This window comes from Streptomyces sp. GDS52, assembly GCF_052246875.1.
Classification (GTDB): domain Bacteria; phylum Actinomycetota; class Actinomycetes; order Streptomycetales; family Streptomycetaceae; genus Streptomyces; species Streptomyces cathayae.
On sequence record NZ_CM125966.1, the window covers coordinates 511,072 to 536,937 of the forward strand.

Genomic DNA, 25,866 nt, shown 5'->3' on the forward strand with positions numbered 1-25,866 from the left:
TGCTCCGCCGGACGGGCGGGCCGGCGGGCGGCACATCCCGGTGGTCCGCGGTGGACGGCAGGCTGGAGGCGTGCCCGCACTGTGCGGGACGTCCGCTGCCGGACCGCGCCCCGGGGAGAGCCGGGCGATGCCCACCGCCGTACCGGCCGACCACGAGCGCACCGCCGTCCAGGCCTGTCTGCGGCTGCTGCACACGGTGCGCGCCGCCCACGACGCGAAGAGCGGCCCGCCGGACACCCGCAGGCCCGGTCGTCGTGCCCTCGGTCCTCGCGGAGGCGGACACCCTTGGCCCGGATCAGGCCGGGCCGACCGGCCACGAGGAGACCTTCTTCCGGATGCTCCGCGACCGGCACCCGGAGCCGTGACCGAAAGAACCGGACCGGGTCGGCGCCCGTGCCGAAACCGCACGGCAGCGGGACGCGCCGCGGCGTCCCCGTCAGCCGTGGGGTACGGCGACCGCCGTCGCGACCAGGCCGCTCTCGGCGGTCCAGCGGCCCGTGAAGTGGTCGAGGCGGCGGTCGCCCACCCACGGGCCGGGGACCAGGAGCGCCGCCCGGAAACCGCCGCGCGTCCGTTCGCCCGGGTCGGTGGACAACTCGATGTCGGCCTCCATGAAGTCCAGCCACTTCCCGGTGAGCGGGAACCACGCCTTGTAGACGGCCTCCTTGGCGCTGAACAGCAGCCGGTCCCAGTGCACCTCGGGCCGGTCCACGGCCAGCCGGCCGATCCGCTCCGCCTCCCCGGGCAGGGCGACGGAGGACAGCACCCCCTCGGGCAGCGGCCCCTGGACCTCCGCGTCGATGCCGAGGGAGGCCAGGTCGTCGGCCCGGACGAGGGCGGCGGCGCAGTAGCCCGTGCAGTGGGTCATGCTGCCGGCCAGCCCGGCCGGCCAGCCCGGTGCGCCGCGCTCGCCGGGCAGCACGGGCTGCGGGGGTACTCCGAGCTTCTCCATGGCCCGCCGGGCGCAGGAGCGCACCGCCCGGAACTCCCGGCGGCGCTTCTCGACCGCCCGCTCCATGAGCGCCGCCTCCTGCGGGTAGAGCGGGGCGTCGGCGCCCTCGTCGCCGCGGGCCTCCATGACGACGACTGTGGCCGGCAGCAGTTCCTCGATCATCGGGACCCTCCCTCGGGTTCCTCGGGCTCGTCCTTGCCCGCGTGTGCGTGTCCGCCCGGCACGATCCGGCGCAGCCGTCCCGGTGGCGTCGCCCGCTTGCGCCATTCGCGGGGGTAGCCCACGGACACCTCCTCGAAGGGGACGCCGTCCCGGCGGGTGCTGCGCGGGATGTGGAGATGTCCGTAGACCATCGTGTGGACGTTGAACCTGCGGTGCCAGTCGTCGGTCAGCTCGGTGCCGCACCACATGGCGAACTCGGGGTACCACAGGACGTCCGTGGGATGCCGGTGCAGCGGGTAGTGGTTGACGAGGACGACGGGCAGGTCGTCCGGCAGTTCGGCGAGCCGGCGTCCGGTCTCCTCGACCCGGGCCCGGCACCAGGCCTCCCGGCTCGGGTACGGGTCGGGGTGCAGCAGGTGCTCGTCGGTGCAGACGACGCCGGTGCCGTGCGCGTACGCCAGCCCCTCGTCCTTGGTGGCGCAGCCGGCGGGCAGGAACGTGTAGTCGTACAGCAGGAACAGCGGGGCCACGGCCACCGGACCGCCGGGGCCGTCCCAGACGGGGTAGGGGTCCTCGGGGGTGGTCACGCCGAGTTCCCGGCACTGTTCGACGAGGTGGTCGTAGCGGGCGACGCCGCGCAGGGTGACGGTGTCCCTCGGGTGGGTCCACAGTTCGTGGTTGCCGGGTGCCCAGAGGACCTTCCGGAACCGGCCGGTGAGTGTCTTGAGCGCCCAGCGGATGTCGTCCACCGTCTCCGCGACGTCCCCGGCCACGAGGAGCCAGTCCTCGTCCGACCCGGGGCGCATCCGCTCGACCAGCGCACGGTTCTCGTCGTAACCGATGTGCAGGTCGCTGATCGCCCACATCTGTCCGTCGCCACCGGCCGTGGACGTCACTCTTCGCCTCCTGGGGATGAACGGACAACCCGTACGGACAGCATGCACCCCCCGGGCTCTTCGAGCAGGGAGAACCCGGTGTCCGCGGACTTTCCCTGGGGATCACATCCGTGCCGCCCGGACGAGGGCGGTTCTCCCGGAGCCCCCCGCGCCTCCCCCGTGGCTCCCTGTGTCTCCCCGTGTCTCCCGGGAACCCGTGACACGCCCGTGGTTCGGTCCCGGGTGCCGAAGCCGTATCATCGGCCCCGACACCACCGTGACGAGGAGCCCTTCACACAGGGCCGTTCGGTGACCCTCCACACCCTTTGCCCGGGCACGGGCCGCTGAGGCCTGCCCGCATACCGTGAAAGGCGGCCTGCATGGCCTCATGCGTACGCGTATGGCTCAACCGCACGTACGCGGAGAACGTGTTCTTCATCGATCAGGTGAGAAGGAATCCCCACGATCGGGCCGTCGAGATCCATGCCACGCACGGCGACCCCGACTCCCCCGTACTGGCCGCGGCCGACACCGCCGAGCTGGAACCCGAGAACCTGTCCCCGGCGGCGTACGTCGAGTACGCGCTCGCCCAGTGTGCGCGGCGCGGCATCGACGTGTTCGTGCCCCGGCTGCACCAGGGGGCCGTCGTCGCGCACCGCGCGGAGTTCGAGGCGGCCGGTACGGCGCTGCTGGCGCCGCCGCCCGAGGCCGTGGCCGTCTTCCACGACAAGGCGATCGCCTACGAGGCCGTGCAGGCGATCGGGGTGTCCGTGCCGCCGTGGTGGCGGGTGCGGTCGGCGGACGAGCTGGTGCGTGCTGTGGAGGAGCTGGAGGCGCTGGGGTACCGGGCGTGCTTCAAGCCCGCCTCCGGCGCGGGCGGTGTGGGCTTCCGGGTGATCACCCGTGCCCCCTTCAGCCTCGGGCAGCTGAGCGGTTTCCCCAGCTCGCAGGTGCCGCTCGATCTGGTGGTGGCGGCGGTGCGGCAGGCGGAGAAGCCGGTGGACTGGCTGGTGATGCCGGTGCTCGAGGAGCCGGAGGTGTCGGTGGACTGCCTCACCGGGACGGACAACCGGGTCCGGCTGTCCGTCGGCCGCACCAAGAACGGCCGCCGCAGGGGGTTCACCCTGCACGAGCGGTGGCTGGAGCCGGCCCGGCGGATCGCGGAGGGTTTCGGCCTGCACCACCTGTCCAACATCCAGTTCCGGATGTTCGGCGAACAGCCGGTGCTGATGGACGTCAACACCCGCCCGGCCGGTGGCCTGCACCAGCTGTCGCTGTGCGGGGTGAACGCGCCGTGGGCCGCCGTGCGGCTGGCGCTCGGCGAGGACCCGGGCGAGATCTCCCCGCCGTTCCTGGGCCAGGACTACTCGGTGGTGTCCGGCCCGCGTCCGCTGCGTCCCGTGTCGGCGCCGCAGCGGCTCCCCGACCTGCCCGCGGAGCTGCCCGCGCCCGCGCTGAGCGGTGTGCCGGCCGCGGCGGTGGCCGGGGACGCCGTGGCCGGTGGCCCGGCCTGGGGCCCGGGCCACCGGTAGGGTCGGCCGGCCGGCGTCACGGGTGGGGCGACCGGCTGCCCCGGTGCACACGGTGCGCGGGCGGTCAGTCCCGGTTCCGGTTCCGGTTCCGGTCCACCGCCAGCCGCAGGGTCAGCACCTGGAACGGACGCAGGGCCACGGGCACGCTGTCGCCGTCGGTGTCCGCCGGTTCCAGCGGCCGCTCCAGCAGGTCGGTCACCTGGGCCCCGCCGAGGGGGAAGCCGGTGCGCAGGGTGCCGGTGGCGCGTCCGCCGCGGGATTCGTAGAGGCGGACGACGACATCGCCGGAGGCGTCGTCGGCGAGCTTGACCGCCTCGACGGTCACGCCCTCGCCGTCCACCGAGACCACCGGGTCCGGTGCGCCCGCCGCCCGGGCCACGCGCAACGGCAGGTTGAGCGCGTAGCCCTCCGCGACGGCGTCCTCGATGCGCGCGCCGGGCAGCAGCGCGTAGGTGAAGCGGTGCGTGCCCTGGTCGGCCCCGGGGTCCGGGATCCGCGGGGCGCGCACCAGGCTGAGGCGGACCGTCGTGGTCGTGCCCCCGTCGTCGCGGACCGTGCGGGTCACGTCGTGGCCGTAGGTCGAGTCGCTCAGGACGGCGACGCCGTAGCCGGGTTCGCCGAGGTGCACCCAGCGGTGGCCGGAGACCTCGAAACGGGCCGCCTCCCAGCTGGTGTTGGTGTGGGTGGGGCGCTGGACGTGACCGAACTGGATCTCCGCGGAGGAGTGCGGGGCCCGGATGTCGACCGGGAAGCCGGCCTTGAGGATCTTCTCGGCCTCGTGCCAGTCGATCTCGGTCTCGAAGTCGATCCGGGGGCTGCCGGCGCGCAGGGTGATCGTCTGGGTGATCCGTGAGCCGTTGCCGAAGGCGCGCTCCACCCGCACCGCGCAGGCCAGCGGGTCCCGGGCGACGACGGTGACGGAGCCGGCGGCGGGCAGCTCGGTGAACCGGTTCCGGTAGTGCTGGTCGATGTCCCAGGCGTCCCAGTGGTTGGGGAGGTCCGTGTGCAGCCGGAGCAGGTTGCCCGGACCGGCCAGCACCTCGCGGTCCGCGCGGAGGTCCCGGACGGACGCCAGTGTGCCGTCGTCCGCCAGCCGGACCCGCACCGTCCCGTTGTCGAGCACCCGTTCCGTGACGGTCACCGGCTGAGGGCGGGGGGAGCCGGCCGGTGCCGCCAGGGGTGCGCTGCCGTTCGCGGGCACGGTCGTCCACACCGGCGCTCCCCCGGGTGTCCGGACCACCTCGGCGCGGTCGTACGGGCTGGTGTTGAACACCCGGGGGCCGGGGCCCTCCCCGAGGGCGGTGATCGCCTCCCCGGTCAGTGCCTCCAGCTCCGCTGCGACCCTGGCGTACTCCGCCTCCGCCTCCCGGTGCACCCAGGCGATGGACGAGCCGGGCAGGATGTCGTGGAACTGGTGCAGCAGGACCGTCTTCCACAGCCGGTCGAGCGCGTCGTACGGGTAGAGATAGGTCTGCGCGTGCAGTGCCGCCGTGGTGGCCCACAACTCGGCCTCGCGCAGCAGGTGTTCGCTGCGCCGGTTGCCCTGTTTGGTGCGGGCCTGGCTGGTGTAGGTGGCGCGGTGCAGTTCCAGGTAGAGCTCGCCGTTCCAGACCGGGGCGTCGGGGTACTCCTCGCGGGCCTTGGCGAAGAAGGCGTCGGGGTGTTCGACGACGACCTTCGGGGAGCCCTCCAGGTCGGCCAGCCGGCGGGCCCGTTCCATGTGCTCGCGGGTGGGGCCGCCGCCGCCGTCGCCCCAGCCGAACGGTGCGAGCGAGCGGGTACCGCCGCCCTTCTCCCGGTAGTTGCGCACGGCGCGGGCCATCTCCTCACCGGTGAGGGCCGCGTTGTAGGTGTCGACCGGCGGGAAGTGGGTGAAGATGCGGGTGCCGTCGATGCCCTCCCACCAGAAGGTGTGGTGCGGGAACCTGTTGGTCTGGTTCCAGGAGATCTTCTGGGTGAGGAACCACTCGTTGCCGGCGAGCTTGGCCAGTTGCGGGTAGGCGGCGCTGTAGCCGAAGGAGTCGGGCAGCCAGACGCCCTTGGTCTCGATGCCGAAGTGCTCGAGGAAGAACCTTTTGCCGTGGACCAGTTGGCGGGCGAGGGCCTCGCCGCCGGGCAGATTGCCGTCGGCCTCCACCCACATGCCGCCGACCGGCGCCCACTGGCCCTTGCCGACGGCCTTCTTGATCCCCTCCCACACCTGCGGGTGGTGGTCGCGCACCCACGCGTACTGCTGGGCCTGCGAGCAGGCGAAGACGAAGTCGTCGTACTCCTCGGCGAGCGCGGTGGCGTTGGAGAAGGTGCGGGACGTCTTGCGCCGGGTCTCGCGCAGCGGCCACAGCCAGGCGGAGTCGATGTGGGCGTGCCCGACGCCGGAGACGGTGTGTGCGCTGGCGTGCGCGGGCCTGGCGAGGACGGGGGCGAGGGCCGCGCGGGCGGCGGGGGCGCTGCCGGAGACGTCGTCGAGGTCGAGGGCGTCCATGGCCCGGTCCAGGGCGTGCGCGATCTCGTGCCGGCGCGGCTCGTGTCCGCCCAGTTCGGCCATGAGTTCGCGCAGCACGCACAGGTCGAGGTCGAGGTGCCAGACCGGTTCGTCGAGGACGGCGAGATCGGCTCCGTGGAACACGTACAGCGGGGTGTCGCCCGCCGTGTGCCGGTCGCCGAGCGGGGTCGGGCGGGCGAAGCCGTCGGCGAGGATGTCGGGGTTGGAGGCCGCCTCGACCAGGTAGTCGATCTCCTCGCCGCCCGCGGCCCGGCGGGCGACCGGGACGTACCGGTTGAGCGGGTTGACCGCCTTCAGCGGGGTGCCGTCGGTCAGGTGCACCAGGGCTTCGGCCTGGAAGCCCGGTCCGGCGCCGGTGAAGCCGAGGTCGATGACCGCCTCGACGCGCCGGCCGGCCCAGGCGGCGGGGACCCGCCCGCGCATCCGGAACCAGGTGGTGCCCCAGGGCGGGCCCCACGGGGTGTTCCTGGCGAAGGGCTCGTAGGGGGCGGCCGCGGCCTCTGCGAAGGGGACCGGCTCGCCCGGCGCGTGCCAGGCCTCGACGGTGAGCGGGACGGTCGCGGCGTAGACCGCGGGCTTGACGCGCTGGGTGTGGACGCGTTCGACGCGGCCCTCGATCCGATGGCGTTCGTCATGCATGAAGTGCTCTCCTCACAGGGCTACTTGAGGTGGGCGAGGCCGGGATGGACAGCGGTGTAGCCCTCGACGAGGCGGCGGGCCACGTTCACGGAGTCGACGAGCGGGTGGAGGGCGAAGGCCTTGACCGCCCGGGCGCGGGAGCCGGACTCGGTGGCCTGGAGCACCTCGCGCTCGACCGCCTTGACCGCGCAGACCAGGCCGGTGGCGTGGCCCGGCAGCGGGTCGACGGAGACGGGGTGCGCGCCGCCGGCGTCGACGAGGCACGGGACTTCGATGACGGCTTCCGTGTCGAGTGCCGAAAGGGTGCTGCGGTTGCGGACGTTGAGGATCAGGGTGGTCCGTTCGTCGCGGGCGACGGCCCGCATCAGTGCGAGGGCCACCTTCTCGTAGCCGCCGGACAGGTCGTCCTCGTCGCGGTCTCCGGCGCCGGCGGTCTCGCGGTTCTCCGCCATGTAGGTGGCCTCGCGTTCGGCGCGGGTGCGGTTCCAGGTGTCCAGAGCGGGGGTGCCGGTGGCGTCGGGGTCGCTCACCTGCGCGTAGAAGCGGGCCTGCTGGTCGTGGAGGAAGGCGCCGCGGGTCTTCTCCGCCTGCCGGTAGGCGCGTACGGTCTCCCGGTTGAAGTAGTAGTAGTGCAGGTACTCGTTGGGGATCGCGCCGAGGGACTGGAGCCAGTCGGCGCCGAAGAGCCTGCCCTCCTCGAAGGAGCCGAGCAGGTGGTGGTCGGCGAGCAGGCGCGGGAGTTCGTCGCGGCCCTTGACCCGCAGGCCGCGCACCCAGCCGAGGTGGTTGAGGCCGACGTAGTCGATCCACGCCTCCCGCGGGTCCGCGCCGAGCACCCGGGCGACGCGGCGGCCGAGGCCGACCGGCGAGTCGCAGATGCCGATGACGCGATCGCCGAGATGGCGGGACATGGCCTCGGTGACCAGGCCCGCCGGGTTGGTGAAGTTGATGACCCAGGCGTCGGGGGCGAGGCGGGCCACCCGGCGGGCGATGTCGACGGCGACGGGGACGGTGCGCAGTCCGTAGGCGATGCCGCCCGCGCCGACCGTCTCCTGACCGAGGACGCCCTCGGCGAGCGCGACCCGTTCGTCGTGCGCGCGGCCCTCGAGGCCGCCGACCCGGATCGCGGAGAAGACGAAGTCGGCGCCGCGCAGGGCGTCGTCCAGATCGGTGGTGGTGGTCACCTCGGGGGCGTCGGGCACCCCGGCCGCCTGGTCGGCCAGCACCCGGGCGATCGCGTACAGCCGGCGGTCGTCCACATCGTGGAGGACGACCCGGGTCACCCGCCCCTCGGCGTGGTCCTCGAGGAGCGCGCCGTACACCAGCGGTACCCGGAATCCTCCGCCGCCCAGAATCGTCAGTTTCACGTCTGCACCCTTCCCGCCTCGGCGTCACCGATGCCGTTGACACCCTCGACACCAGCATGTCCGGCCAAGGGGGGCGGAGCGAGCACCGGGGTACGGACCGTCCGCGCACCGGCGACGTGGCGCGGTTGCACCCGTTCGCGTCGATTCACGGGATGAACTCTCCCCGCCCGGAAGGACTTTCTCGGTTACACCTCTTGACGGCCACAGGGCCGCAGAGCACATTGGCGACACTCTGAGAGCGCTCTCAGAACCATCGGGCCGAGCTCTCCGAGCACTCCCCCGTGCATCCGTATCCGTATCCGTATCCACCTCCGCATCCGTTCTCATCTCCGCGTCCGTCTCCACATCCGAGAGGCAGCCCCCACATGAGTGACACCTCCGGCACCCCCCGCAGCTTCCGGCCCCTCCGCAGACCCCGCCCGCTGCGGCGGGCGCTGCTCGCCGTCGTCGGCACCCTCGGGCTCACCGCGGCCGCCGTCACGGCCGCCGTCCCGTCGGCGAGCGCCGCCGCCCCGCCCCCGCCGTCGGGCTGGAGCCAGGTCTTCGTCGACGACTTCAACGGCGCCGCGGGCAGCGGGATCAACACCGCCGACTGGCGGTACGCGACCGGCAGGGGATACCCGGGCGGCCCCGCCAACTGGGGCACCGGCGAGATCGAGACGATGACGTCGAACCCGGAGAACGTCTCCCTCGACGGCAACGGCAACCTCCGTATCACCCCGCGACGGGACGCCTCCGGCAACTGGACCTCGGGCCGCGTCGAGACCAACCGTGCCGACTTCCAGCCGCCCGCCGGGGGCACGCTGCGCGTCGAGAGCCGCATCCAGGTGCCGAACGTGACCGGCGCCGCCGCCAAGGGCTACTGGCCGGCGTTCTGGATGCTGGGCGCGCCCTACCGGGGCAACTACTGGAACTGGCCGTCCGTGGGCGAGCTCGACATCATGGAGAACACCCAGGGCAACAACACCGTCTTCGCCACGATGCACTGCGGCACCGCACCCGGCGGGCCGTGCAACGAGAACAGCGGCATCGGCGGTTCGACCACCTGTCAGGGCACGACCTGCCAGGCCGGTTTCCACACCTACCGGCTGGAGTGGGACCGCTCCTCGAGCGTGGAGCAGATCCGCTTCTACCTCGACGGAAACAACTTCCACACCGTGCGGGAGAACCAGGTCGACGCGACGACCTGGAGGAACGCCACCGACCACGGCTTCTTCGTCATCCTCAACGTGGCGATGGGCGGCGGCTTCCCCGACGCCTTCGGCGGCGGCCCGGACGGCGGTACCCAGCCCGGCCACTCGATGCTCGTCGACTACGTCCAGGTGCTCAGTTCCGGCGGCGGTGGCACCACGCCCCCGCCGGCCGGCAACCGGGACGCCTACGGCACCCTCCAGGCCGAGTCCTTCGACGCCCAGTCCGGCACGATGACGGAGACCACCTCGGACTCCGGCGGCGGCCAGAACGTGGGGGCGCTGGCGGGCGGTGACTGGCTGCAGTACAAGGGCGTCGACTTCGGCTCCTCCGCGGCCCGGCAGTTCTCCGCCCGGGTGGCGAGCGGCGCGCCGGCCGGGGTCAGCGGTCTGGTCGAGGTACGGCTGGACAGCCGGGGCAACGCTCCCATCGGGAGTTTCGCGGTGGGCAACACGGGCGGCTGGCAGTCGTGGCGGACGATCCCGGCGAACATCACCTCCGTGACGGGAAAGCACGACGTGTACCTGACCTTCACCAGCGGCCAGCCGCAGGACTTCGTGAACGTCAACTGGTTCACCTTCAGCCGCTGACCACCCACGGTGAGGGGGTCCCCCGTACGCGGGGACCCCCTCACCCATGCGGTCGGCCACCGGGAACCAGCGCCTCGAGGCGTCCCTCCACCTGAAACGTCACACTTTCACCATTGAAGGTGAAGTGACAGTCACTCCTTCGGACCTAAGACTCCCCGAGGACCAGCGGGCGAAAAGCACGGGCGCGGGTCCCGCCTGGATCTCTCGGAGGTGAAGGTTCCCGCTTCCCAGGACACCCTGTAGGGGGAAGGCCCTCGACACCAAGGGAGCGGACGCGGAATGACCGAGGAGACGGGCGAGGCCGAAGGCGGAGGCGAGAACGGGGCCGGGGCCGGCCGGCCCGACCCCCTGCACGCCCCCCGCGACCGTCGGCTCCCCCGGGTCACCGGCTTTTCCCCCGGTCGGCTTCGCCCGCCGGGGCCGGGCGGACCAGGACGTCGCGCAGGCGGTGCGCGACGCGGTCGAGGAGCACCCCCGCACCCCGTTCCGCGAGCAGGTCCGGCAGTGGCTCGCCGCGGACACGCGGGGCGTGCCGGGCGACTTCGACGACGACCCCACGTCCGGGCAACCGCGCACGGCCGTTCCGGCGAGTCGTTCACCGAGTGCGGCCCAAAGACGTGCGAACGGCTCATCCTGGATGTCCTGCCGGGGGACACCCACCTGTTCCCCCGTCATCAGGAAGTGGAAGAGTCCTGGAGGATCCTCGACCCGGTCGAGGAGCACCGGGCGTCCCACGGCAGGCCCGCGCGGTACACCTCGGGCAGCCGGGGATCCGCACAAGCCGGCGGGATGCCCGCACGAGACGGACGGAGCTGGCGCAGGCCATGAAGATAGACCTCACCGACACCACGGCAAGCGATGTCAACAAGGCGCTGGTGCGGGGCCGCCGTGCCATCGGCACCCCCGCCGTGGGCATGGTCCTGACGATGGTGATCGTCACGGACGAGGAGAACGCCTACGACTCGATCAAGGCCGCCGAGAAGGCCTCGCACGAGCACCCCTCGCGCATGCTCGTCGTCATCCGGCGCCACGCCCGCAACTTGCGTGAACGCACCCACCCGCGTCTCGACGCCGAGGTGCGGGTGGGTTCGGAGGCCGGCGCCGGCGAGACCGTGGTCCTGCGGACCTACGGCGAGGTGTCCGACCACGCCGACTCCGTGGTGCTGCCGCTGCTGCTGCCGGACGCCCCGGTGGTGGTCTGGTGGCCCGCGGACGGGCCCGAGCACCCGTCGAGGGACCCGCTGGGCGCGCTGGCCCAGCGCAGGATCACCGACCTGTACGCGGTCGAGCATCCCCTGGAGGTGCTGGCCACCCGGAGTCGCTGCTACGCGCCCGGCGACACCGACCTGGCCTGGACCAGGCTGACGCCGTGGCGGTCCATGCTGGCCGCCGCGCTGGACCAGACCCGGCTGACGGTGACGTCGGCGGCCGTGGAGAGCGAGGCCGACAATCCGAGCGCGGAGCTGCTGGCGCGCTGGCTGGAGGCCCGGCTGAAGGTGCCGGTCGAGCGGGTGGAGACGGCCGGCCCGGTGGTCACCGGCGTGCGCCTGGGCACGGTGGACGGCGAGATCGCCATCGACCGCCCGGAGGGCCCGATGGCCACGCTGTCGCTGCCGGGGCAGCCGTCGCGGCGGCTCGCACTGAAGGTACGTCCCCTCCCCGAGCTGATCGCGGAGGAGCTCAGGCGTCTCGACGCGGACGAGATGTACGCCGTCGCCCTGCGCGGCGGGGCCACCGGGGAGGTCCCCGCCCATGCCTGACGCCCCCTCCCCCGCACCGACCCGGCGCCCCCCGGTGGGCCGCCCTGTCCGAACCCAGGAAGTGAACTGACATGCAGATCGGCCTTGTTGGTCTCGGCAAGATGGGCGGCAACATGCGTGAGCGCATCCGTGCCGCCGGACACACCGTCGTCGGCTACGACACGAACCCCGACCGCTCCGACGTCGGCCACCTGTCCGACCTCATCGACCGGCTCGACGTGCCGCGCGTCGTCTGGGTGATGGTCCCGGCCGGCGCGGTCACCCAGCACGTCATCGATCAGCTGGGGAGCCTGCTCAAGCCCGGCGATCTCGTCGTCGACGGCGGCAACTCCCGGTGGACGGACGACGAGAAGCACGCCAGGGAGCTGGGTGCCCGGGGCATCGGTTTCGTCGACGCGGGTGTCTCGGGCGGTGTGTGGGGGCTGGAACACGGCTACGCCCTCATGGTCGGCGGCGACGAGGAGCACGTGGAGCGGCTGAAGCCGATCTTCGACGCGCTCAAGCCGGAGGGCCCGTACGGCTACGTCCACGCGGGCGAGGTCGGTGCCGGGCACTTCGCGAAGATGGTCCACAACGGCATCGAGTACGCCATGATGCAGGCCTACGCCGAGGGCTGGGAGCTGCTGGAGAAGGTCCACTCGGTGGACAACGTCCGCGAGGTGTTCCGCTCCTGGCAGCAGGGCACGGTCATCCGCTCCTGGCTGCTCGACCTGGCGGTCGACGCGCTCGACGAGGACCCCCACCTGGAGAAGCTGCGCGGCTACGCCGAGGACTCGGGCGAGGGCCGCTGGACCGTGGAGGCCGCCATCGACCACGCGGTGCCGCTGCCGGCGATCACCGCCTCCCTGTTCGCGCGGTTCGCCTCCCGGCAGGAGGACTCGCCGCAGATGAAGATGGTCGCGGCGCTGCGCAACCAGTTCGGCGGCCACGCGGTCGAGTCCGCGGACCGGGACGGCCTGGATCAGAAGCGTGACCAGAGCCAGGAGCAGGAGGACTGGGCGTAGCGGTCGTGGGAGATCTCCTGCTGGCCCGGCACGGTGAGACGGAGTGGAGCAGGGCGGGACGGCACACCGGGGCCACCGATTTGCCCCTGACCCCGGGCGGCGAGGACCAGGCCAGGTCCCTGGCCCCGCTGCTCGCGGGCCGCGCCTTCGCGCTCGTGCTCACCAGTCCGCTGCTCCGCGCCCGGCGCACCGCCGAACTCGCGGGGCTGGCGGGGGCGGTGCCGGAGCCGGACCTGCGGGAGTGGGACTACGGCGGTTACGAGGGTGTCACCAGCACGGACATCCGACGCGCCCGGCCCGGCTGGGATCTGTGGACCGACGGGGTGCCGTCCGGTCCGGAGTCTCCCGGCGAGTCCGCGGCGCAGGTCGGCGAGCGGGCCGACCGGGTGCTGTCCCGGGTGGCCGGGGCGCTCGAGACGGGTGATGTGGTGCTCGTGGCGCACGGCCACCTGCTGCGGGTGCTGACCGCGCGGCGGCTGGGCCTGCCGCCCACGGACGGGCGGCTGTTCCGGCTGGAGACGGGAACGCTGGGCCGGCTGTCGCTGGAGCACGGCAGCCCGGTGCTCGCGGAGTGGAACACCCGCCCCTGAGGTCCCGACGCCGGCGCCCTGCCTTGAGAACTCCGAACGCCATGGGCGTCCGATCAGCTCACGGCGTCATGGGGGTCCCCCTGTTCGAGCGGAGCCGAGAGCTTGGGGGGAGTGCGTGCCGGACGCCGCGAGCCGGGCGCCCATGGTGTTCGGAGCCCTAAGGCTGGGAGGTGAGGGCGGTCGGGGTCCGGACGGCGTGCTGGGCGGCCAGCCGTACCGGTGCGTTGCGGGCGCCGTAGCCGCGGTGGCCGCCGTCGCGCTGGAGGAGTTCGAAGAACACCCGGCCGACGGTGCGGGTGTAGCAGTGCCGCAGGGTGCCGTGCTCGTCGTGGTCGTAGAGGATGCCCAGTTCGCGGTAGGTCTCCAGTTCTCCGTCGGCGAACTCGTGGCGGGCGGCGAGGTCGTCGTAGTAGTTCGCCGGGATCGGCAGCAACGGGACGCCCGCGTCGCGCAGCCGGCGGGCCGCGGCGACCACGTCGTCGGTGGCGAACGCGATGTGCTGGGCGTGCACGGTGTCGTCGCCGGGTGCGGCCTGGACGGTGAGGACGATCCGGACGGTGCCGTCGGCGTTGCTGACCGCGCGGCTGCGCTGCAGCCCGTAGGGGTCGGCGACGTCGACGCTGTCCTCGGCCCGCAGCCCGAGCACACCGCGGTGGAAGAGGGCCGCCTCGTCGAAGTGGTGCCAGGGCTGGGTGAGCGCGAGGTGGTCGATGCCCCGGACCCCCGGGGCGGCGACCGCGGCAGGCTCCCCCACGTCCTCGAAGTCGGCCCGCCAGTCGGCGAGTCGGGCGTCGCAGAAGAACAGTTCCGTACCGTCGGGGGCGGCGACGGCGTCCAGCGGGGCGTCCTTCGGGGCGCGGCGGCGCGGCAGGACGGGCGCCAGCAGGGCCTCGGCGCGGGCGGCGGCCCCGGGGGGGTCGGGTGACTCCAGGCCGACGGCGGCGAGTCGGGTGCCGTCGCGGCGCACGGCCGTACCGGTGTTGACGAGGAGGCGGGCCTCGCCCTGCTGCCACAGGTCGACGGGTTTGCTCCGGTGCCGGGCGGTGCGGGTGAAGCCGAGGCCGCCCAGCAGTGCGGTGAGGGGTTCGGCGTCGGCGGTGACGAGTTCGGCGAAGGCGACACCGGTGGGGACGACGGGGGCGGGCGGCTGCGCCACCCCCACCTCCTCCTGCAGGACGAGCAGGGAGCGCCGGGCGTCCACCGCGGTCGGGGCGGCCTCGGCCTGCCGGAACACGTCGTTGAACACCTCCAGGGAGAGCGGCCCGTCGTAGCCGGTGCGCAGGACGTGCCGGACGAGTCCGGCGACGTCGAAGCCGCCCTGCCCGGGGAAGCAGCGGTGGTGGCGGCTCCACTGGAGGACGTCCATCGCGGGCAGCGGGGCGTCGGCGAGCTGGAGGAAGAAGATCTTCTCGCCGGGGATGTCCTCGATGCCCTTGGGGTCGGAGCCCCTGGAGAGGATGTGGAAGCTGTCCAGGCAGGTGCCGAGCGCCGGGTGCCCGGCCGCCTCGACGATGCGCCAGGCATGGTCGTACGTGCTGACGTGCCGTCCCCAGGCCAGCGCCTCGTACGCGACCCGGATGCCGAAGCCCTGCGCCAGGTCGGCGAGTTCGCGCAGCTGTGCGGCGGCGAGGGCGTCGTCGTCGATCGCCTCGGGGTCGACGCTGGAGCAGACCAGCACGGTGTCGGCGCCGAGTTCGCCCATCAGCTCGAACTTGTGCCGGGCGCGGCGCAGGTTGCGGGCGAACGCCTCGGCGGGCACGGCCTCGATGTCCCGCAGCGGCTGGTAGAGGTCGATGCCGAGTCCGAGGTCGAGGCAGCGGGCGCGGATCTCCCGTGGCGTGAGCGGGCTGGCGAGCAGGTCGTTCTCGAAGATCTCCACGCCGTCGAAGCCGGCGCGGGCGGCGGCCGTGAGTTTCTCGGTGAGGGTGCCGCTGAGGGAGACGGTGGCGATGGACGTACGCACGTCGGTACCTCTGTTTCCGTGAAGTGCCGTGCTCTGGGGACTGAGGGCCCTGGGGCCTGAGGGCTTGGGGACTCTGGGGACTCTGAGGGCTCTGAGGGCTCTGGCGCTATTGGGGTGCTGCGACGGGGCCGGTGAGTTCGGTGAGGTCCGCGAGCATGCGGGCCCGGTCGGGTTCCCGCCCGGTGAACAGGCGGAACGCGTCCGCGGCCTGGAAGGCGGCCATGCCGCCGCCGTCGAGGGTGGCGCAGCCCGCCGCGCGGGCGGTGCGCAGGAGCTCGGTCTCCAGGGGACGGTAGACGACCTCGGCGACCCACAGCCCGGGGTGCAGCAGCTCCGCGGGCAGCGGCAGTCCCGGGTGGGCGGCCATGCCGGTGGGGGTCGCGTGCACCAGGCCGCCGCTGCCGTCGGCGGCGGCCAGCAGCTCCGGCAGCCGGTCCAGGGGTGCGGCGGCGGCGCGGTCCGCCCCGAAGGTCCGGTTCAGGGAGCCGGCGAGTTCGTCGGCCCGTTCGGGCAGGGCGTCGGCCACGGTGACCCGTCCGGCGCCGAGGGTGAGCACGGCGTGCGCGACGGCGGCACCGGCGCCGCCCGCGCCGAGCTGCACCACCCGCTCCAGCGGCACGTCGGGCAGGCCGCGGGCGAAGGAGGCGGCGAAACCGGTGACGTCCGTGTTGTGGCCGACGGCCCGGCCGCCCTCGAAGACGACGGTGTTGACCGCGCCGAGCGCCTCGGCCTGCGGATCGAGTGCGTCGAGATGCTCGACGACGAGCCGTTTGCACGGGTGGGTGATGTTGAGCCCGTCGAATCCGAGCAGCCGCGCGGCGCGCAGCAGCTCGCCCACCGCCTCGGGCGGTACGCCGATCGTGTCGAGGTCGAGGAGCCGGTACAGACAGCGCAGGCCCTGCCGGTCGGCCTCCCGCTCGTGCAGCGCGGGGCTGAGCGACGGGCCGATGCCGGAGCCGATCAGCCCGACGAGATACGAGTCCTTGAGCACCGGGGCCTCCAGAAGACCACTCACTAATGTACGAACCAGTACGTTAGCTATATCAGCCGGTCGGGGGCTCATGGAAGCCCCGGCCGGCCGGTGACGGCTCCCTTCTAGAATCACCGGCACTGCCCGACCTCGCCCGAAGGAACCCCATGACCAGCGTCGAAGAACCGGCACGGCCCGGCGAGCGCATCCGTGACGCCGCCCGCACCAGGGCCGAGATCCTCGACGTGGCGACCCGGGAGTTCGCACGGGCCGGCTACGACGGGGCCCGCGTCGACGAGATCGCCGCCCGCACCAGCACCACCAAGCGGATGATCTACTACTACTTCGGCGGCAAGGAAAAGCTGTTCACGGCCGTGCTGGAGCGCGCGTACGGCGTGATCCGCGAGGCCGAGCAGCAGCTGGACGTCGACCACCTGGACCCGGTGGCGGCCATCCGGCGGCTGGCGGAGGTGACCTTCGACCACCATGAGCGGCACCCGGACTTCATCCGCCTGGTGAGCATCGAGAACATCCACGACGCGGAGCACATCGCGGCCTCCGAGGAGCTCGGCCGGATGGGCTCGCCGGCGCTCGACGTGATCCGCCGGATCCTGGCCGCGGGGCAGGAGTCGGGCCTGTTCACGGCCGATGTGGACGCCGTCGACCTGCACGCGATGATCAGCTCGTTCTGCTTCTTCCGGGTGTCCAACCGGCACACCTTCGGCGCGCTGTTCGGCCGCGACCTGGTCGCCCCGGACCGGCGCGAGCACTACCGGGCGATGCTGGGCGACATGGTGATCGCGTACCTGACGGCGGAGCGGGCCGCGGACTGACCGGCGCGGGGCCTCGCCCCCGCGCCCCGGCGGCTCCCGGGCCGATTCCGCACGACGCCACCCCTTGACACCGGGGGCCGTCGGGCGCAGCATCCCTTTTCAGCCGCGACTAACTATCCAGTGGGTTAATTAGCGCACCGGCTTCTCCCCTCCGTTCTTCCTCCGCGTACCGTCGTGGAGTCCCCTCGAAGGAGCCCGCCGTGTCCGTCCCCGCACCGCCCCGCGACGCCTCCCCTCCCGGACAGCCGAAGAAGGCGGCGACCGCCGCCTGGATCGGCAGCGCCCTGGAGTACTACGACTTCTTCATCTACGGCAGCGCGGCGGCGCTGATCTTCCCGGAGGTGTTCTTCGACGACTCCGACCCGGCCACCGCGACCCTGCTGTCGCTGGCCACGTTCGGTGTCGCGTACGCGGCCCGTCCCGTCGGCGCGCTGTTCCTCGGCCACTACGGGGACCGGGTCGGCCGTAAGAAGATCATGGTCTTCACGCTGATGCTGATGGGCGTGTCGACGTTCCTCATCGGCTGTCTGCCCACCCGTGACCAGGTCGGCACCCTCGCGCCGGTCCTGCTGGTGCTGTGCCGCATCCTGCAGGGCATCTCGGCGGCCGGCGAACAGGCCAGCGCGAACTCGATGACCCTGGAACACGCGCCACCCCACCGGCGCGGCTTCTTCAGCAGTTTCACCCTGAGCGGTACGCAGGGCGGCCAGCTGCTGGCCACGCTGGTCTTCATCCCGGTGGCCGCGATGCCCGAGGAGCAGTTGCTCTCCTGGGGCTGGCGGGTGCCGTTCTGGATGAGCGTCGCGGTCGCCGTGGTCGGGTACGTCATCCGCCGCAAGCTGGACGAGACCCCGGCCTTCGAGCAGCAGACCGCCACCGAGGGTGTCGTGAAGATGCCCCTGGCCGTGCTGCTGCGCGAGCACTGGGCGGACGTCCTGCGGGTGGTCGCGGGTGCGCTGATCGCCTCGGTCAGCACGATCTTCACGGTGTGGGCGCTGGCGTACGCGACCAGTGACGCGGTCGGCATGTCCCGCACGTCGATGCTGTGGGTGGCCGCGCTGGCGAACGTCGCCGCGCTCGCCGCGATCCCCCTGTGGGCCGTGCTCTCCGACCGGATCGGCCGCCGCCCGGTCTTCCTGGTCGGCGCCGTCGGCAGCGCGGTGATGATGTTCCTGTACCTGTGGGTCGTCTCCACCGGCAACTTCGCCCTGACGATGCTGCTGGGCATCCTCACCTTCGGTGTCGTCTACAGCGCCGCGAACGGGGTGTGGCCGTCCTTCTACGGCGAGATGTTCCCGACCCGGGTGCGGCTCTCGGGTATGGCGATCGGCACCCAGATCGGCTTCGCCGTGGCCGGCTTCGCGGTCACCTTCGCCGCGCAGATCGCGGGCCCGGACGGCGACGACTGGACGGCGGTGGCCCTCTTCACGGCCGCCCTGTGCGTCCCGCCGGTGATCGCGGCGCTCTCCGCCCGGGAGACCCACCGCATCCCGACCGAACTCCTCGGCGAACGCACGGCCGACGGCACACCCCGGCCGGAGAAAGTGACGGCCTGACCTCGCTCGTCCCGACCCCCGGAGCCGCCACCCGGCCCCGGGGGTCTCGCGTCGTCGAGGCCCCGCCCGCCCCCGCCTATCGGTTGGACCACCCGCGCCGGCACAGCACCAGCCGGTAGCCGTCGGGGTCCTCGAGGGTGACGCCCCACTCGTTCCAGTACGGATTGGGGGACGGCACCGCCGTACCGCCGTGCTGTTCGAGCCGGCCGACCAGGTCGTCCGGGACCGGGCCGTCGAGGTAGACCACCAGCAGGTCCTCCTCGGTGGGCCGGGGCTCGACGGGCCGCCCGGGTTCGTGCACGAGCTCGAGGTGCCAGTCGGCATCCGGCCACCCCAGCATCAGCAGGTCGTGCCCGCCGGGCGGGGCGCCGCCCTCGGTCCGCCACACCACGCTCAGTCCGAGCCCGCCGCACCAGAACCGCTCGGCCGCGGCGAGGTCCCGGGACGGGCGGGCGATACGGATGTGACTGCGGCCGTCGACGGACATGACGTCCTCTCCCCTGGGGTGCGCTCCTCGGCGCCGGAACCGGCGCCGATCCGTTCCGCAGCGTAGACACCCCACGATCACCGGACCATCGGCCGTCCGGCGGGGGCCCCGGGTCCTACACCCCTGCCCCCGGGTCCTACACCCCCGCCACCGGGGTCCTACGCCCCGCCGCCGAGGGCCCTACGACTCGCCGCGCCGGGGGATCCCGTACGCCCGTTCCACCCGCAGGCGCAGGACGAGGCGGTGGTCGCGGACCATGGCGGCGCGGTAGTCGTCCCAGTCGGGGTGTTCGCCGTTGACGTCGCGGTAGAGCCGGATCAGTTCCTGCACCGTCTCGTCGTGCGGGTCGGCGGCGACGGGGGACAGTTCGGCGGTGCCCTCGGCGACCGTGTACGCCCACCGGTCGGGGGTGGTCACGTGGTAGGACGCCCGGGGGTCCCGCCGCAGGTTGCGGGTCTTGGCCCGGCCGTCCGTGAGCGAGACACGGATCAACCGCTCGTCGGGGTAGTAGGCGTGGTTGACGTTCGACAGCTGGGGACGGCCGTCCCGTTTCAGCGTGACGAGCACGCCACCGTTGTGGTCACCGATCAGTGCGAGCAGTGCGGGCAGTGTGTCCTGTGTCATAACCCGTGCAACGCCCGCACCGGCCCCGGCGTTCCCGTCGTTCTCGCCGTCTGCCCGGATCCGCCGCTGTGTTCACCCGGTCCGACGAGGTCTGACCTGCTCCGGACGGGGTATCCCGGACTCAGCTCGGGAGCGTGATCGAAGGAGTGGGCGATGGGACTGCTGCGGCAAGAGGCCGACCCGGCGGAGTGCGGACTGGACGCGCAGGCGCTGGACCGGCTGGACCGGCACTTCGCGCACGAGGTCGACGCGGGGCGGCTGCCCGGCTTCCTCGTCGCCGTCGCACGGGGCGGGCGGGTCGCGCACCTGACGGCGTACGGGCGGCGGGACGTCGCGGCCGGGCTGCCGGTGGAGAGCGACACGCTGTGGCGGATCTACTCCATGACCAAGCCGGTGACCGCCGTCGCCGCGCTGCTCCTCGTGGAGGAGGGCCGGCTGTCGCTGGACGATCCGGTCGGCCGTCACCTGCCGGCGTTCGCCGCACCGCGGGTGTACGAGAGCGGCTCCGGTGCCGGGATGCGCACGCGTCCCGCGGCCGGCCCCCTGCTCGTACGGCATCTGATGACCCACACCGCCGGGCTGACGTTCGCCTTCTACCACGCCCATCCGGTGGACGCGCTGTACCGCGAGGCCGGGCTGGACTCGTCGGTGGCGCCGGGTGCGGACCTCGCCCGGACGGTCGACGTGTACGCCGGTCTGCCGCTGCAGTTCGATCCGGGGACGCAGTGGAACTACTCGGTCGCCTCCAACGTGCTGGGGCGGATCGTCGAGGTGGTGTCCGGGCAGCCGCTCGACGTCTTCTTCGCCGAGCGGATCTTCGGCCCGCTGGGAATGGCGGACGCCGGTTTCCAGGTCGGTGACGAACAGGCGGGGCGGCTCGCGGAGTTGTACGGCGAGACGGACACCGGCGGCATCGAGCCCGTCGAGGGGCTGCCGCTGCGGGGCCGTCCCCGGTTCCTGTCCGGCAGCGGAGGGCTGGCGGCCTCCGCCCACGACATGCACCGCTTCATGGAACTGCTGCGCCGGCGGGGCGAACTGGACGGTGTCCGGCTGCTCGCCCCGGACACGGTGGACCTGATGACCCGCAACCACCTTCCCGACGGCGCCGATCTGCGCGCCTTCGGCAGCCGACCGGCCCACGACGAGCCCGGCAACGAGGGTGTCGGCTTCGGCCTCGGGGTCTCCGTCGTCGTCGACCCGTCCCGTACGCGGGCCCCGTCCGGCCTCGGCACGTACGGCTGGACCGGGGTCGCCACCACCGCGTTCTGGGTCGACCCGGGCCGCGACCTGACCGTGCAGTTCTACACGCAGGTGCGGCCCCGGTCCTCCCACTCGGTCTTCCCGGACCTCAGGCGGCTGGTGCACGAGGCCGTGACCGGCTGAACGCCGGCCGTCCGGACGCCGGTCCGCCGCCGGGGTCGCCGGGGCCGGCGGGCCGTCAGGACCAGTGCGCCACCGCGTCCAGGTGGGGCAGGTCGTGGTCGAGGCGTTCCCGCTTGGTCCGCAGGTAGGTGATGTTGCTCTCGCACGGCGGTATCAACAGCGGCACCTGCTCGGCGACCTGGACACCGTGCCGTACCAACGCCTCGTGCTTGCGGGGGTTGTTGGACATCAGCCGCACCGACCGTACGCCCAGGTCCTGGAGCATGCCGGCGGCGACACCGTAGTCGCGGGCGTCCACCGGCAGGCCGAGGGCGAGGTTCGCCTCGACGGTGTCCAGGCCCTCCGCCTGCAGGGCCATCGCGCGCAGCTTCGCCAGCAGGCCGATGCCGCGGCCCTCGTGCCCTCTCAAGTAGAGGACGACACCGGCCCCTTCGGCGGCCACCGCACGCAGTGCGGCGGCGAGCTGGTCGCCGCACTCGCAGTGCTGGGAGCCGAACGCGTCGCCGGTCAGGCACTCCGAGTGCAGCCGGGTGAGGACCCGGTCCGTGCCGATGTCGCCGTGGACCAGGGCGACTTGCTCGTCACCGCGGTCGTGGTCGAGGTAGCCGACCGCCTGGAACTTTCCGTACACGGTGGGCAACGGCGCATTCACGACACGTTCCACACCGGTCTGCTGGGGTGACTTCTTGGCGAGTACGCCTATGTTTTCTGTCATGATTCTCGAGTTCCTAAGCAGAGACGAAAGGCCGTGAGGGCATGAGTGGTTCACAAAAGCGGTCGGCGGCATACGGCCCGGTCCACGGTCTGTTGCCGGCGGATACTACAGAAGATGTACGGAATCGGGGGGCCGGCGTCTCACGGCAGATCGCGGTCCTTCCCGTCGGGAGTTTCGAGCAGCACGGCCCGTTCCTGCCGCTGGTGACCGACACCCTGATGGCGTGTGCCATCGCCGGGGAGATCGCCGACGCGTACCCGGTGCATCTCCTCCCTCCGGTGACGATCTCGTGCTCGCACGAGCACGCGGCCTGGCCGGGAACCGTCTCCATCTCCTCCGTGACCCTCCACGCGGTGGTGCGGGACATCGCCGACTCGCTGCGCCGGTCCGGTGTGGACACCCTGGTGCTGGTCAACGGGCACGGCGGGAACTACGTACTCGGCAACGTCGTTCAGGAATCCTCCGCCCGCGGCGAGCACATGGCGCTGTTCCCGGCGCCGGAGGACTGGGAGACCGCGCGCCGGCACGCCGGCGTGGTCACCTCGCTGCTCACCGACATGCACGCGGGGGAAATCGAGACCTCCGTCCTTCTGCACACTCATCCCGAATTGCTCCGTACCGGTTACCAGACCTCCGATCACGTCGCCGACGACCGGCGCCGGTTGCTCACTCTGGGAATGGCCGCCTATACCGATTCCGGTGTCATCGGACGCCCTTCACTGGGCTCCGCGGAAAAGGGCAGAGAGCTTCTGGTGAGCCTCGTGGATTCCTTCGGCGCGTATTTCTCGATGCTCACCTCCGAAAGCACCGCGACGGAGGCGGCGGACGCCACCGCTGCGGCCGGCGCGCTGGGCGACGGCACCGACGGCGCGTAGGCCGTGTGCTTCCGGGCGCCGGGGACGGCGGCGGTGGTGGCCGTCCGGCGCCCGGCGCGCAGTCCCGTGTACCAGCGGGCGAGGAGCACGATCACCCCGGGCAGGCTCGCCACGAGGCTGAGCACCCCGTAGACCACGGCGACGGCCAGTCCCCGGCCCGCGCCCAGTCCCGCGGCGCCGAACGCCCAGGCGGCGACGCCCTCCCGGGGGCCCCAGCCGCCGACGTTCAGCGGAAGCGCCATGGCGAGCAGCGCCAGTACGCCCAGCGGCAGCAGCTCGGTGACCGCCGCGCCGACTCCGGCGACGCGGGCGGCGAGGACGAACATCGCCAGGTATCCGGCGAGCACGACGAGGGAGGCGAGCAGCACGCCCGGTCCGTTGCGCCGGGACAGCAGCCCCTCGCGGGCCTCGGCGAGCAACCGCCGCGGCGCCCGGTCCCGGCGTGCGGACGCCGGCCGGTTCATCCGCAGGGCGAGGACGACGGCGCAGGCGCCGAGTGCGGCCAGGCCCACCAGCGGGACGGCCTGGCGCATGTCGTCCCGGACCGGGGACGGCATGGTCAGCAGCATCACGGCCCCGGCGGCGAACAGCGCCAGCTGTCCCGCGGCCCGCTCCAGCACCACGGACCGCACCCCGCGACCCAGGTCACCGGTGCTCTGCCCGTGGCGCACCGCGCGGTGGACGTCGCCGAGGACGCCACCGGGCAGGGCCGCGTTCAGGAACAGGGCGCGGTAGTAGTCGGCGACGGCCGGGCCGAGCGGCAGCCGGATCCTCAGGCCCCGGGCCACCAGGGCCCAGCGCCAGGCGCTGAACACCGTGGTCACCAGCCCGATCCCGAGCGCCGCCAGCACGGCGGGCCCGTCGATCCGGCGCAGCCCGTCGAGGAGGACACCGGTGCCCAGGCGCCACAGCAGGACGGTGAGGATGAGGACGCCAGCGGCGCTGCCGAGGCGGGTGCGCACGGCGGGGGTGCCCAGTCGGGCGAGGAGAGCGCGCGGGGCGCTGCCGGGGCGCGGTACCGGGGTGTCCAGGACCGGTGTCTCCACCGTCCGGGCACTCACGCCGCGGCGCCCGACGGCCGGCACAGGGCGAGCAGGTCGTGGTGGTGGACGACGACCCGCAGTTCGCCCGCCGCGCAGGCCTCCAGACGCTCGGTCAGGTAACGGCCCGCGGGCTCCGCCAGTTCGGGGCGTTCCTCGACCGCCGCGCCGACCCAGCCCCGCAGCCACTGCGCGGTCAGTTCGGCCTGCCCGGGGCCGAGCCGCCAGGGGCTCGGGTCGAGCCGTACGGTCGCGCCGTGTGCGGCGAAGGCCTCCGCGGCGACGGTGGCCGCGTCCGGGCCGAGCAGTCCGTCCCGGCGCTGGTGGGCGTTGAACGCCTCGGCGATCTCCTGGTCCAGCGGGTGCGGCGCGGTCAGTTCGACGCGTCCGGCCACCGAGAGCGTGAGCAGCGCCGGGCAGCCGGCTCCGGCGCAGGCGGCGGCGAGGGCGTCGACGTCCTCGCGGGTGAGGACGTCGAGCAGTGCGGACGCGGTCACCAGGGAGGCGCCGGCCAGGGCCTCCGGGGTGAGCCGGGCGACGTCGCCGCGCCGGGTCTCCACGCTGACGCGGCTGCCGTCGGCGGCGGACCGCGGGGAGGCGACGGCGGCGAAGTGCAGGAGGTAGGGGTCCCGGTCGTGCAGGATCCAGTGCTGGGCGCCGTCCAGCCGGGGCGCGAGCCAGCGGCCCATGGAGCCGGTGCCGCAGCCGATGTCGTGGACGACGAAACCGCCGGCCCGCTGCGGCAGGTTGGCGAGCCGGATGCGCAGCGGGTCGAGCAGGTCGTGGGCGCGTGCGGAGGCGTCGGCGGGCTCACGCAGTTGGAGCCACTCGGGCGCGTACCGGGGAGGTTCCTCGGTGGCGGCGGTGGCGGCCTCCCGCAGCCGGAGGGTGTCCCGTTCCCCGGGACGGAGCGCGGGGCCGGCCCCGGGGATGACGGACTGCCGGGCGGCGGGGCCGCCCGGTCCGGCCGGTGCCGCTTGGACCGCCTGGGCCGGCTGCGCCGTCTGCGTGGTCTGCGTGGTTGACGGGCTGGTCATGCGGCCCTCCGGGAGTCGGTCGGAAGCCGGCGCAGTACCGCCGCCAGGCTCTGTGCGGTGCTCGCCCAGCCGCCGAGGGCGGCACGCCGGCCGCGGGCGGCCGCCTTCAGCCGGCGGCGGACGTCCGCCTCGCCGAACCAGCCGCGGAGCTCGACGGCGATGGCGGCGGGGTTCTCCGGCGGTACGAGGATGCCGGGCACCCCGCCGTCGGGGGCGCGGCCGACCGCCTCGGGCAGGCCGCCGACATCGGTGGCCAGCACCGGGATGCCGCGCGCCAGCGCCTCGGTGACGGCCATGCCGTACGTCTCGGCGTACGAGGTGAGGACCATCAGGTCGGCGGTGGCGTAACTGGCGTCGAGTTCGGCGCCGGATTTCGCTCCCGCCAGCTCCAGCCGGTCCTGGAGGCCGTACCGGCCGATCAGGGACCGCAGATGGGCGACGTACTCGGGGTCGTGGCCGAGCCCGCCGACCAGCGCGCAGCTCCACGGCAGGTCGGACACCGCCGCCAGCGCCTCGACCAGCCGGTGCTGGCCCTTGCGCGGGGTGAGGGCGGCGACGCACAGCAGCCGGGAGACGCCGTCGGTGCCGGAGGCCAGGGGTGCGATGTCGGCGCCGGGAGCGGCGACGTGGACGCGGTCGGGTGCGAGCCCGTGGTGGGAGACGAGGCGGCGTACCGCCCAGTCGCTGGTGGCGATGACGGCCGGCACCGCGCGCAGCACCGTACGCTCGCGGGCGTCCAGGTCGGCGGCGACCGCCGGGTCGAGCCCGGTCTCGTCGCCGAGCGGGAGGTGCACGAGGACGGCCATCCGCAGCCGTTCCGCCTCCGGGACGATGATCTCGGGGACCCCGCAGGCGACCAGTCCGTCCAGCAGGACGACGGCGTCGTCGGGCAGTTCGCGCAGCGTGCGGGCGAGCGCGGTGCGGGCGGCGGCGTCCGGGCGGGGCCAGTCACCGGCGACGGCGTGCCGCTGCACCTGCCAGCCGAAGCCGGGCAGGTCCAGGCAGACGCGCCGGTCGTAGGCGTTGCCGCCGCTCGGTGCGGCCGGGTCGTCGACGCCGCCCGGCATCAGGAAGTGCACGGAGCGCAGGGACATGGGGATGATCCCTCCGTTCCCCGGGAAGGAGGCCTGCTGGGGGACGTAGTCCAGGCGGGCCCGCCGGGTGGCCGGGTCGGTCACGGTGACAGTGGCGGTGTCGGTCACGGTGGCGGTGTCTGTC

General features: G+C 73.1%; 21 protein-coding genes and 2 pseudogenes. 10 read left to right on the forward strand and 13 right to left on the reverse strand.

The features are described from left to right. Positions 1–436 precede the first annotated feature (436 nt). Positions 437–1,114, reverse strand: coding sequence for a 4'-phosphopantetheinyl transferase family protein (locus ACTWJ9_RS02495; protein WP_279332397.1), 678 nt, complete (start codon positions 1,112–1,114; stop codon positions 437–439). Further along, positions 1,111–2,010 (reverse strand): metallophosphoesterase family protein, encoded by a 900-nt coding sequence (locus ACTWJ9_RS02500; protein ID WP_387035280.1) that lies wholly within the window; start codon positions 2,008–2,010, stop codon positions 1,111–1,113. Before ACTWJ9_RS02500 ends, ACTWJ9_RS02495 begins: the two co-directional genes overlap by 4 nt. Positions 2,011–2,369: 359 nt before the next feature. Between ACTWJ9_RS02500 and ACTWJ9_RS02505 the strand changes: the two genes are divergently transcribed. Then, positions 2,370–3,521 carry an ATP-grasp domain-containing protein gene (locus ACTWJ9_RS02505; protein WP_387035279.1) on the forward strand — a complete coding sequence of 384 codons (1,152 nt, stop codon included), beginning with the start codon at positions 2,370–2,372 and terminating at the stop codon, positions 3,519–3,521. 64 nt (positions 3,522–3,585) lie between these two features. Here ACTWJ9_RS02505 and ACTWJ9_RS02510 read toward each other — a convergent pair whose 3' ends face one another. Together ACTWJ9_RS02510 and ACTWJ9_RS02515 are read right to left on the reverse strand one after the other, a co-directional pair. Then, complete coding sequence (locus ACTWJ9_RS02510; protein ID WP_279332400.1) at positions 3,586–6,663, reverse strand: alpha-mannosidase; 3,078 nt, start codon at positions 6,661–6,663, stop codon at positions 3,586–3,588. A gap of 20 nt (positions 6,664–6,683) precedes the next feature. Next, entirely contained in the window at positions 6,684–8,030 is a 1,347-nt protein-coding gene (locus tag ACTWJ9_RS02515) for a 6-phospho-beta-glucosidase (protein WP_279332401.1), read from the reverse strand. A gap of 365 nt (positions 8,031–8,395) precedes the next feature. On the opposite strand from ACTWJ9_RS02515, the gene ACTWJ9_RS02520 reads away from it, so the two are divergent. Continuing rightward, on the forward strand, positions 8,396–9,811 hold the full coding sequence (locus tag ACTWJ9_RS02520) for a glycoside hydrolase family 16 protein (protein ID WP_443295102.1): 1,416 nt from the start codon (positions 8,396–8,398) through the stop codon (positions 9,809–9,811). A gap of 382 nt (positions 9,812–10,193) precedes the next feature. Here ACTWJ9_RS02520 and ACTWJ9_RS02525 read toward each other — a convergent pair whose 3' ends face one another. Continuing rightward, entirely contained in the window at positions 10,194–10,379 is a 186-nt protein-coding gene (locus ACTWJ9_RS02525) for a hypothetical protein (protein WP_387035307.1), read from the reverse strand. Between the two features lie 17 nt (positions 10,380–10,396). Between ACTWJ9_RS02525 and ACTWJ9_RS02530 the strand changes: the two are divergent. From ACTWJ9_RS02530 to ACTWJ9_RS02545, 4 genes and pseudogenes are all read left to right on the forward strand, one after another. After that, positions 10,397–10,639: pseudogene (locus tag ACTWJ9_RS02530) on the forward strand (glucose-6-phosphate dehydrogenase); the annotation flags it as partial. Beyond that, positions 10,636–11,571, forward strand: coding sequence for a glucose-6-phosphate dehydrogenase assembly protein OpcA (gene opcA / locus ACTWJ9_RS02535; RefSeq protein ID WP_443295103.1), 936 nt, complete (start codon positions 10,636–10,638; stop codon positions 11,569–11,571). The pseudogene ACTWJ9_RS02530 and the gene opcA, both read left to right, overlap by 4 nt. Positions 11,572–11,642: 71 nt before the next feature. Next, complete coding sequence (gnd, locus tag ACTWJ9_RS02540) at positions 11,643–12,575, forward strand: phosphogluconate dehydrogenase (NAD(+)-dependent, decarboxylating) (RefSeq protein ID WP_279332404.1); 933 nt, start codon at positions 11,643–11,645, stop codon at positions 12,573–12,575. Between the two features lie 5 nt (positions 12,576–12,580). Beyond that, positions 12,581–13,165, forward strand: coding sequence for a histidine phosphatase family protein (locus ACTWJ9_RS02545; RefSeq protein WP_387035271.1), 585 nt, complete (start codon positions 12,581–12,583; stop codon positions 13,163–13,165). A gap of 157 nt (positions 13,166–13,322) precedes the next feature. Here ACTWJ9_RS02545 and ACTWJ9_RS02550 read toward each other — a convergent pair whose 3' ends face one another. Further along, on the reverse strand, positions 13,323–15,128 hold the full coding sequence (locus ACTWJ9_RS02550; protein ID WP_279332406.1) for a bifunctional sugar phosphate isomerase/epimerase/4-hydroxyphenylpyruvate dioxygenase family protein: 1,806 nt from the start codon (positions 15,126–15,128) through the stop codon (positions 13,323–13,325). Between the two features lie 106 nt (positions 15,129–15,234). Beyond that, entirely contained in the window at positions 15,235–16,119 is an 885-nt protein-coding gene (locus ACTWJ9_RS02555; RefSeq protein WP_279337846.1) for a shikimate dehydrogenase, read from the reverse strand. A gap of 146 nt (positions 16,120–16,265) precedes the next feature. On the opposite strand from ACTWJ9_RS02555, the gene ACTWJ9_RS02560 reads away from it, so the two are divergent. Together ACTWJ9_RS02560 and ACTWJ9_RS02565 are read left to right on the forward strand one after the other, a co-directional pair. Beyond that, positions 16,266–16,931 carry a TetR/AcrR family transcriptional regulator gene (locus tag ACTWJ9_RS02560; RefSeq protein ID WP_279332407.1) on the forward strand — a complete coding sequence of 222 codons (666 nt, stop codon included), beginning with the start codon at positions 16,266–16,268 and terminating at the stop codon, positions 16,929–16,931. A 200-nt stretch (positions 16,932–17,131) separates the two neighbouring features. Continuing rightward, entirely contained in the window at positions 17,132–18,487 is a 1,356-nt protein-coding gene (locus ACTWJ9_RS02565; RefSeq protein WP_279332408.1) for an MFS transporter, read from the forward strand. A 76-nt stretch (positions 18,488–18,563) separates the two neighbouring features. Here the strand turns inward: ACTWJ9_RS02565 and ACTWJ9_RS02570 are convergent, their stop codons facing one another. Next, positions 18,564–18,974, reverse strand: coding sequence for a VOC family protein (locus ACTWJ9_RS02570; protein ID WP_279332409.1), 411 nt, complete (start codon positions 18,972–18,974; stop codon positions 18,564–18,566). Positions 18,975–19,154: 180 nt separating this feature from the next. Then, positions 19,155–19,598, reverse strand: a complete 444-nt coding sequence (locus ACTWJ9_RS02575; protein ID WP_279332410.1) for a PPOX class F420-dependent oxidoreductase — start codon at positions 19,596–19,598, stop codon at positions 19,155–19,157. A gap of 153 nt (positions 19,599–19,751) precedes the next feature. On the opposite strand from ACTWJ9_RS02575, the gene ACTWJ9_RS02580 reads away from it, so the two are divergent. Further along, positions 19,752–20,981 carry a serine hydrolase domain-containing protein gene (locus ACTWJ9_RS02580; protein ID WP_279332411.1) on the forward strand — a complete coding sequence of 410 codons (1,230 nt, stop codon included), beginning with the start codon at positions 19,752–19,754 and terminating at the stop codon, positions 20,979–20,981. A 55-nt stretch (positions 20,982–21,036) separates the two neighbouring features. Here the strand turns inward: ACTWJ9_RS02580 and ribA are convergent, their stop codons facing one another. Further along, the gene (ribA, locus tag ACTWJ9_RS02585; protein WP_384201127.1) at positions 21,037–21,696 is read right to left on the reverse strand and encodes a GTP cyclohydrolase II; all 660 of its coding nucleotides are present in this window, start codon (positions 21,694–21,696) and stop codon (positions 21,037–21,039) included. A 41-nt stretch (positions 21,697–21,737) separates the two neighbouring features. Between ribA and ACTWJ9_RS02590 the strand changes: the two are divergent. Beyond that, a pseudogene (locus tag ACTWJ9_RS02590) lies at positions 21,738–22,409 on the forward strand (creatininase family protein); the annotation flags it as partial. Here the strand turns inward: ACTWJ9_RS02590 and ACTWJ9_RS02595 are convergent. From ACTWJ9_RS02595 to ACTWJ9_RS02605, 3 genes are read right to left on the reverse strand one after another with little or no spacing between them, the layout of a single operon-like run. Continuing rightward, the gene (locus ACTWJ9_RS02595; RefSeq protein WP_443295104.1) at positions 22,382–23,632 is read right to left on the reverse strand and encodes a lysylphosphatidylglycerol synthase transmembrane domain-containing protein; all 1,251 of its coding nucleotides are present in this window, start codon (positions 23,630–23,632) and stop codon (positions 22,382–22,384) included. The pseudogene ACTWJ9_RS02590 and the gene ACTWJ9_RS02595 sit on opposite strands and share 28 nt — an antisense overlap. Then, on the reverse strand, positions 23,629–24,648 hold the full coding sequence (locus ACTWJ9_RS02600; protein ID WP_388705576.1) for a class I SAM-dependent methyltransferase: 1,020 nt from the start codon (positions 24,646–24,648) through the stop codon (positions 23,629–23,631). Before ACTWJ9_RS02600 ends, ACTWJ9_RS02595 begins: the two co-directional genes overlap by 4 nt. Further along, positions 24,645–25,850 carry a glycosyltransferase family 4 protein gene (locus ACTWJ9_RS02605; RefSeq protein ID WP_443295845.1) on the reverse strand — a complete coding sequence of 402 codons (1,206 nt, stop codon included), beginning with the start codon at positions 25,848–25,850 and terminating at the stop codon, positions 24,645–24,647. The genes ACTWJ9_RS02600 and ACTWJ9_RS02605 overlap by 4 nt, the downstream gene beginning before the upstream one ends. Between the last annotated feature and the right edge of the window lie 16 nt (positions 25,851–25,866).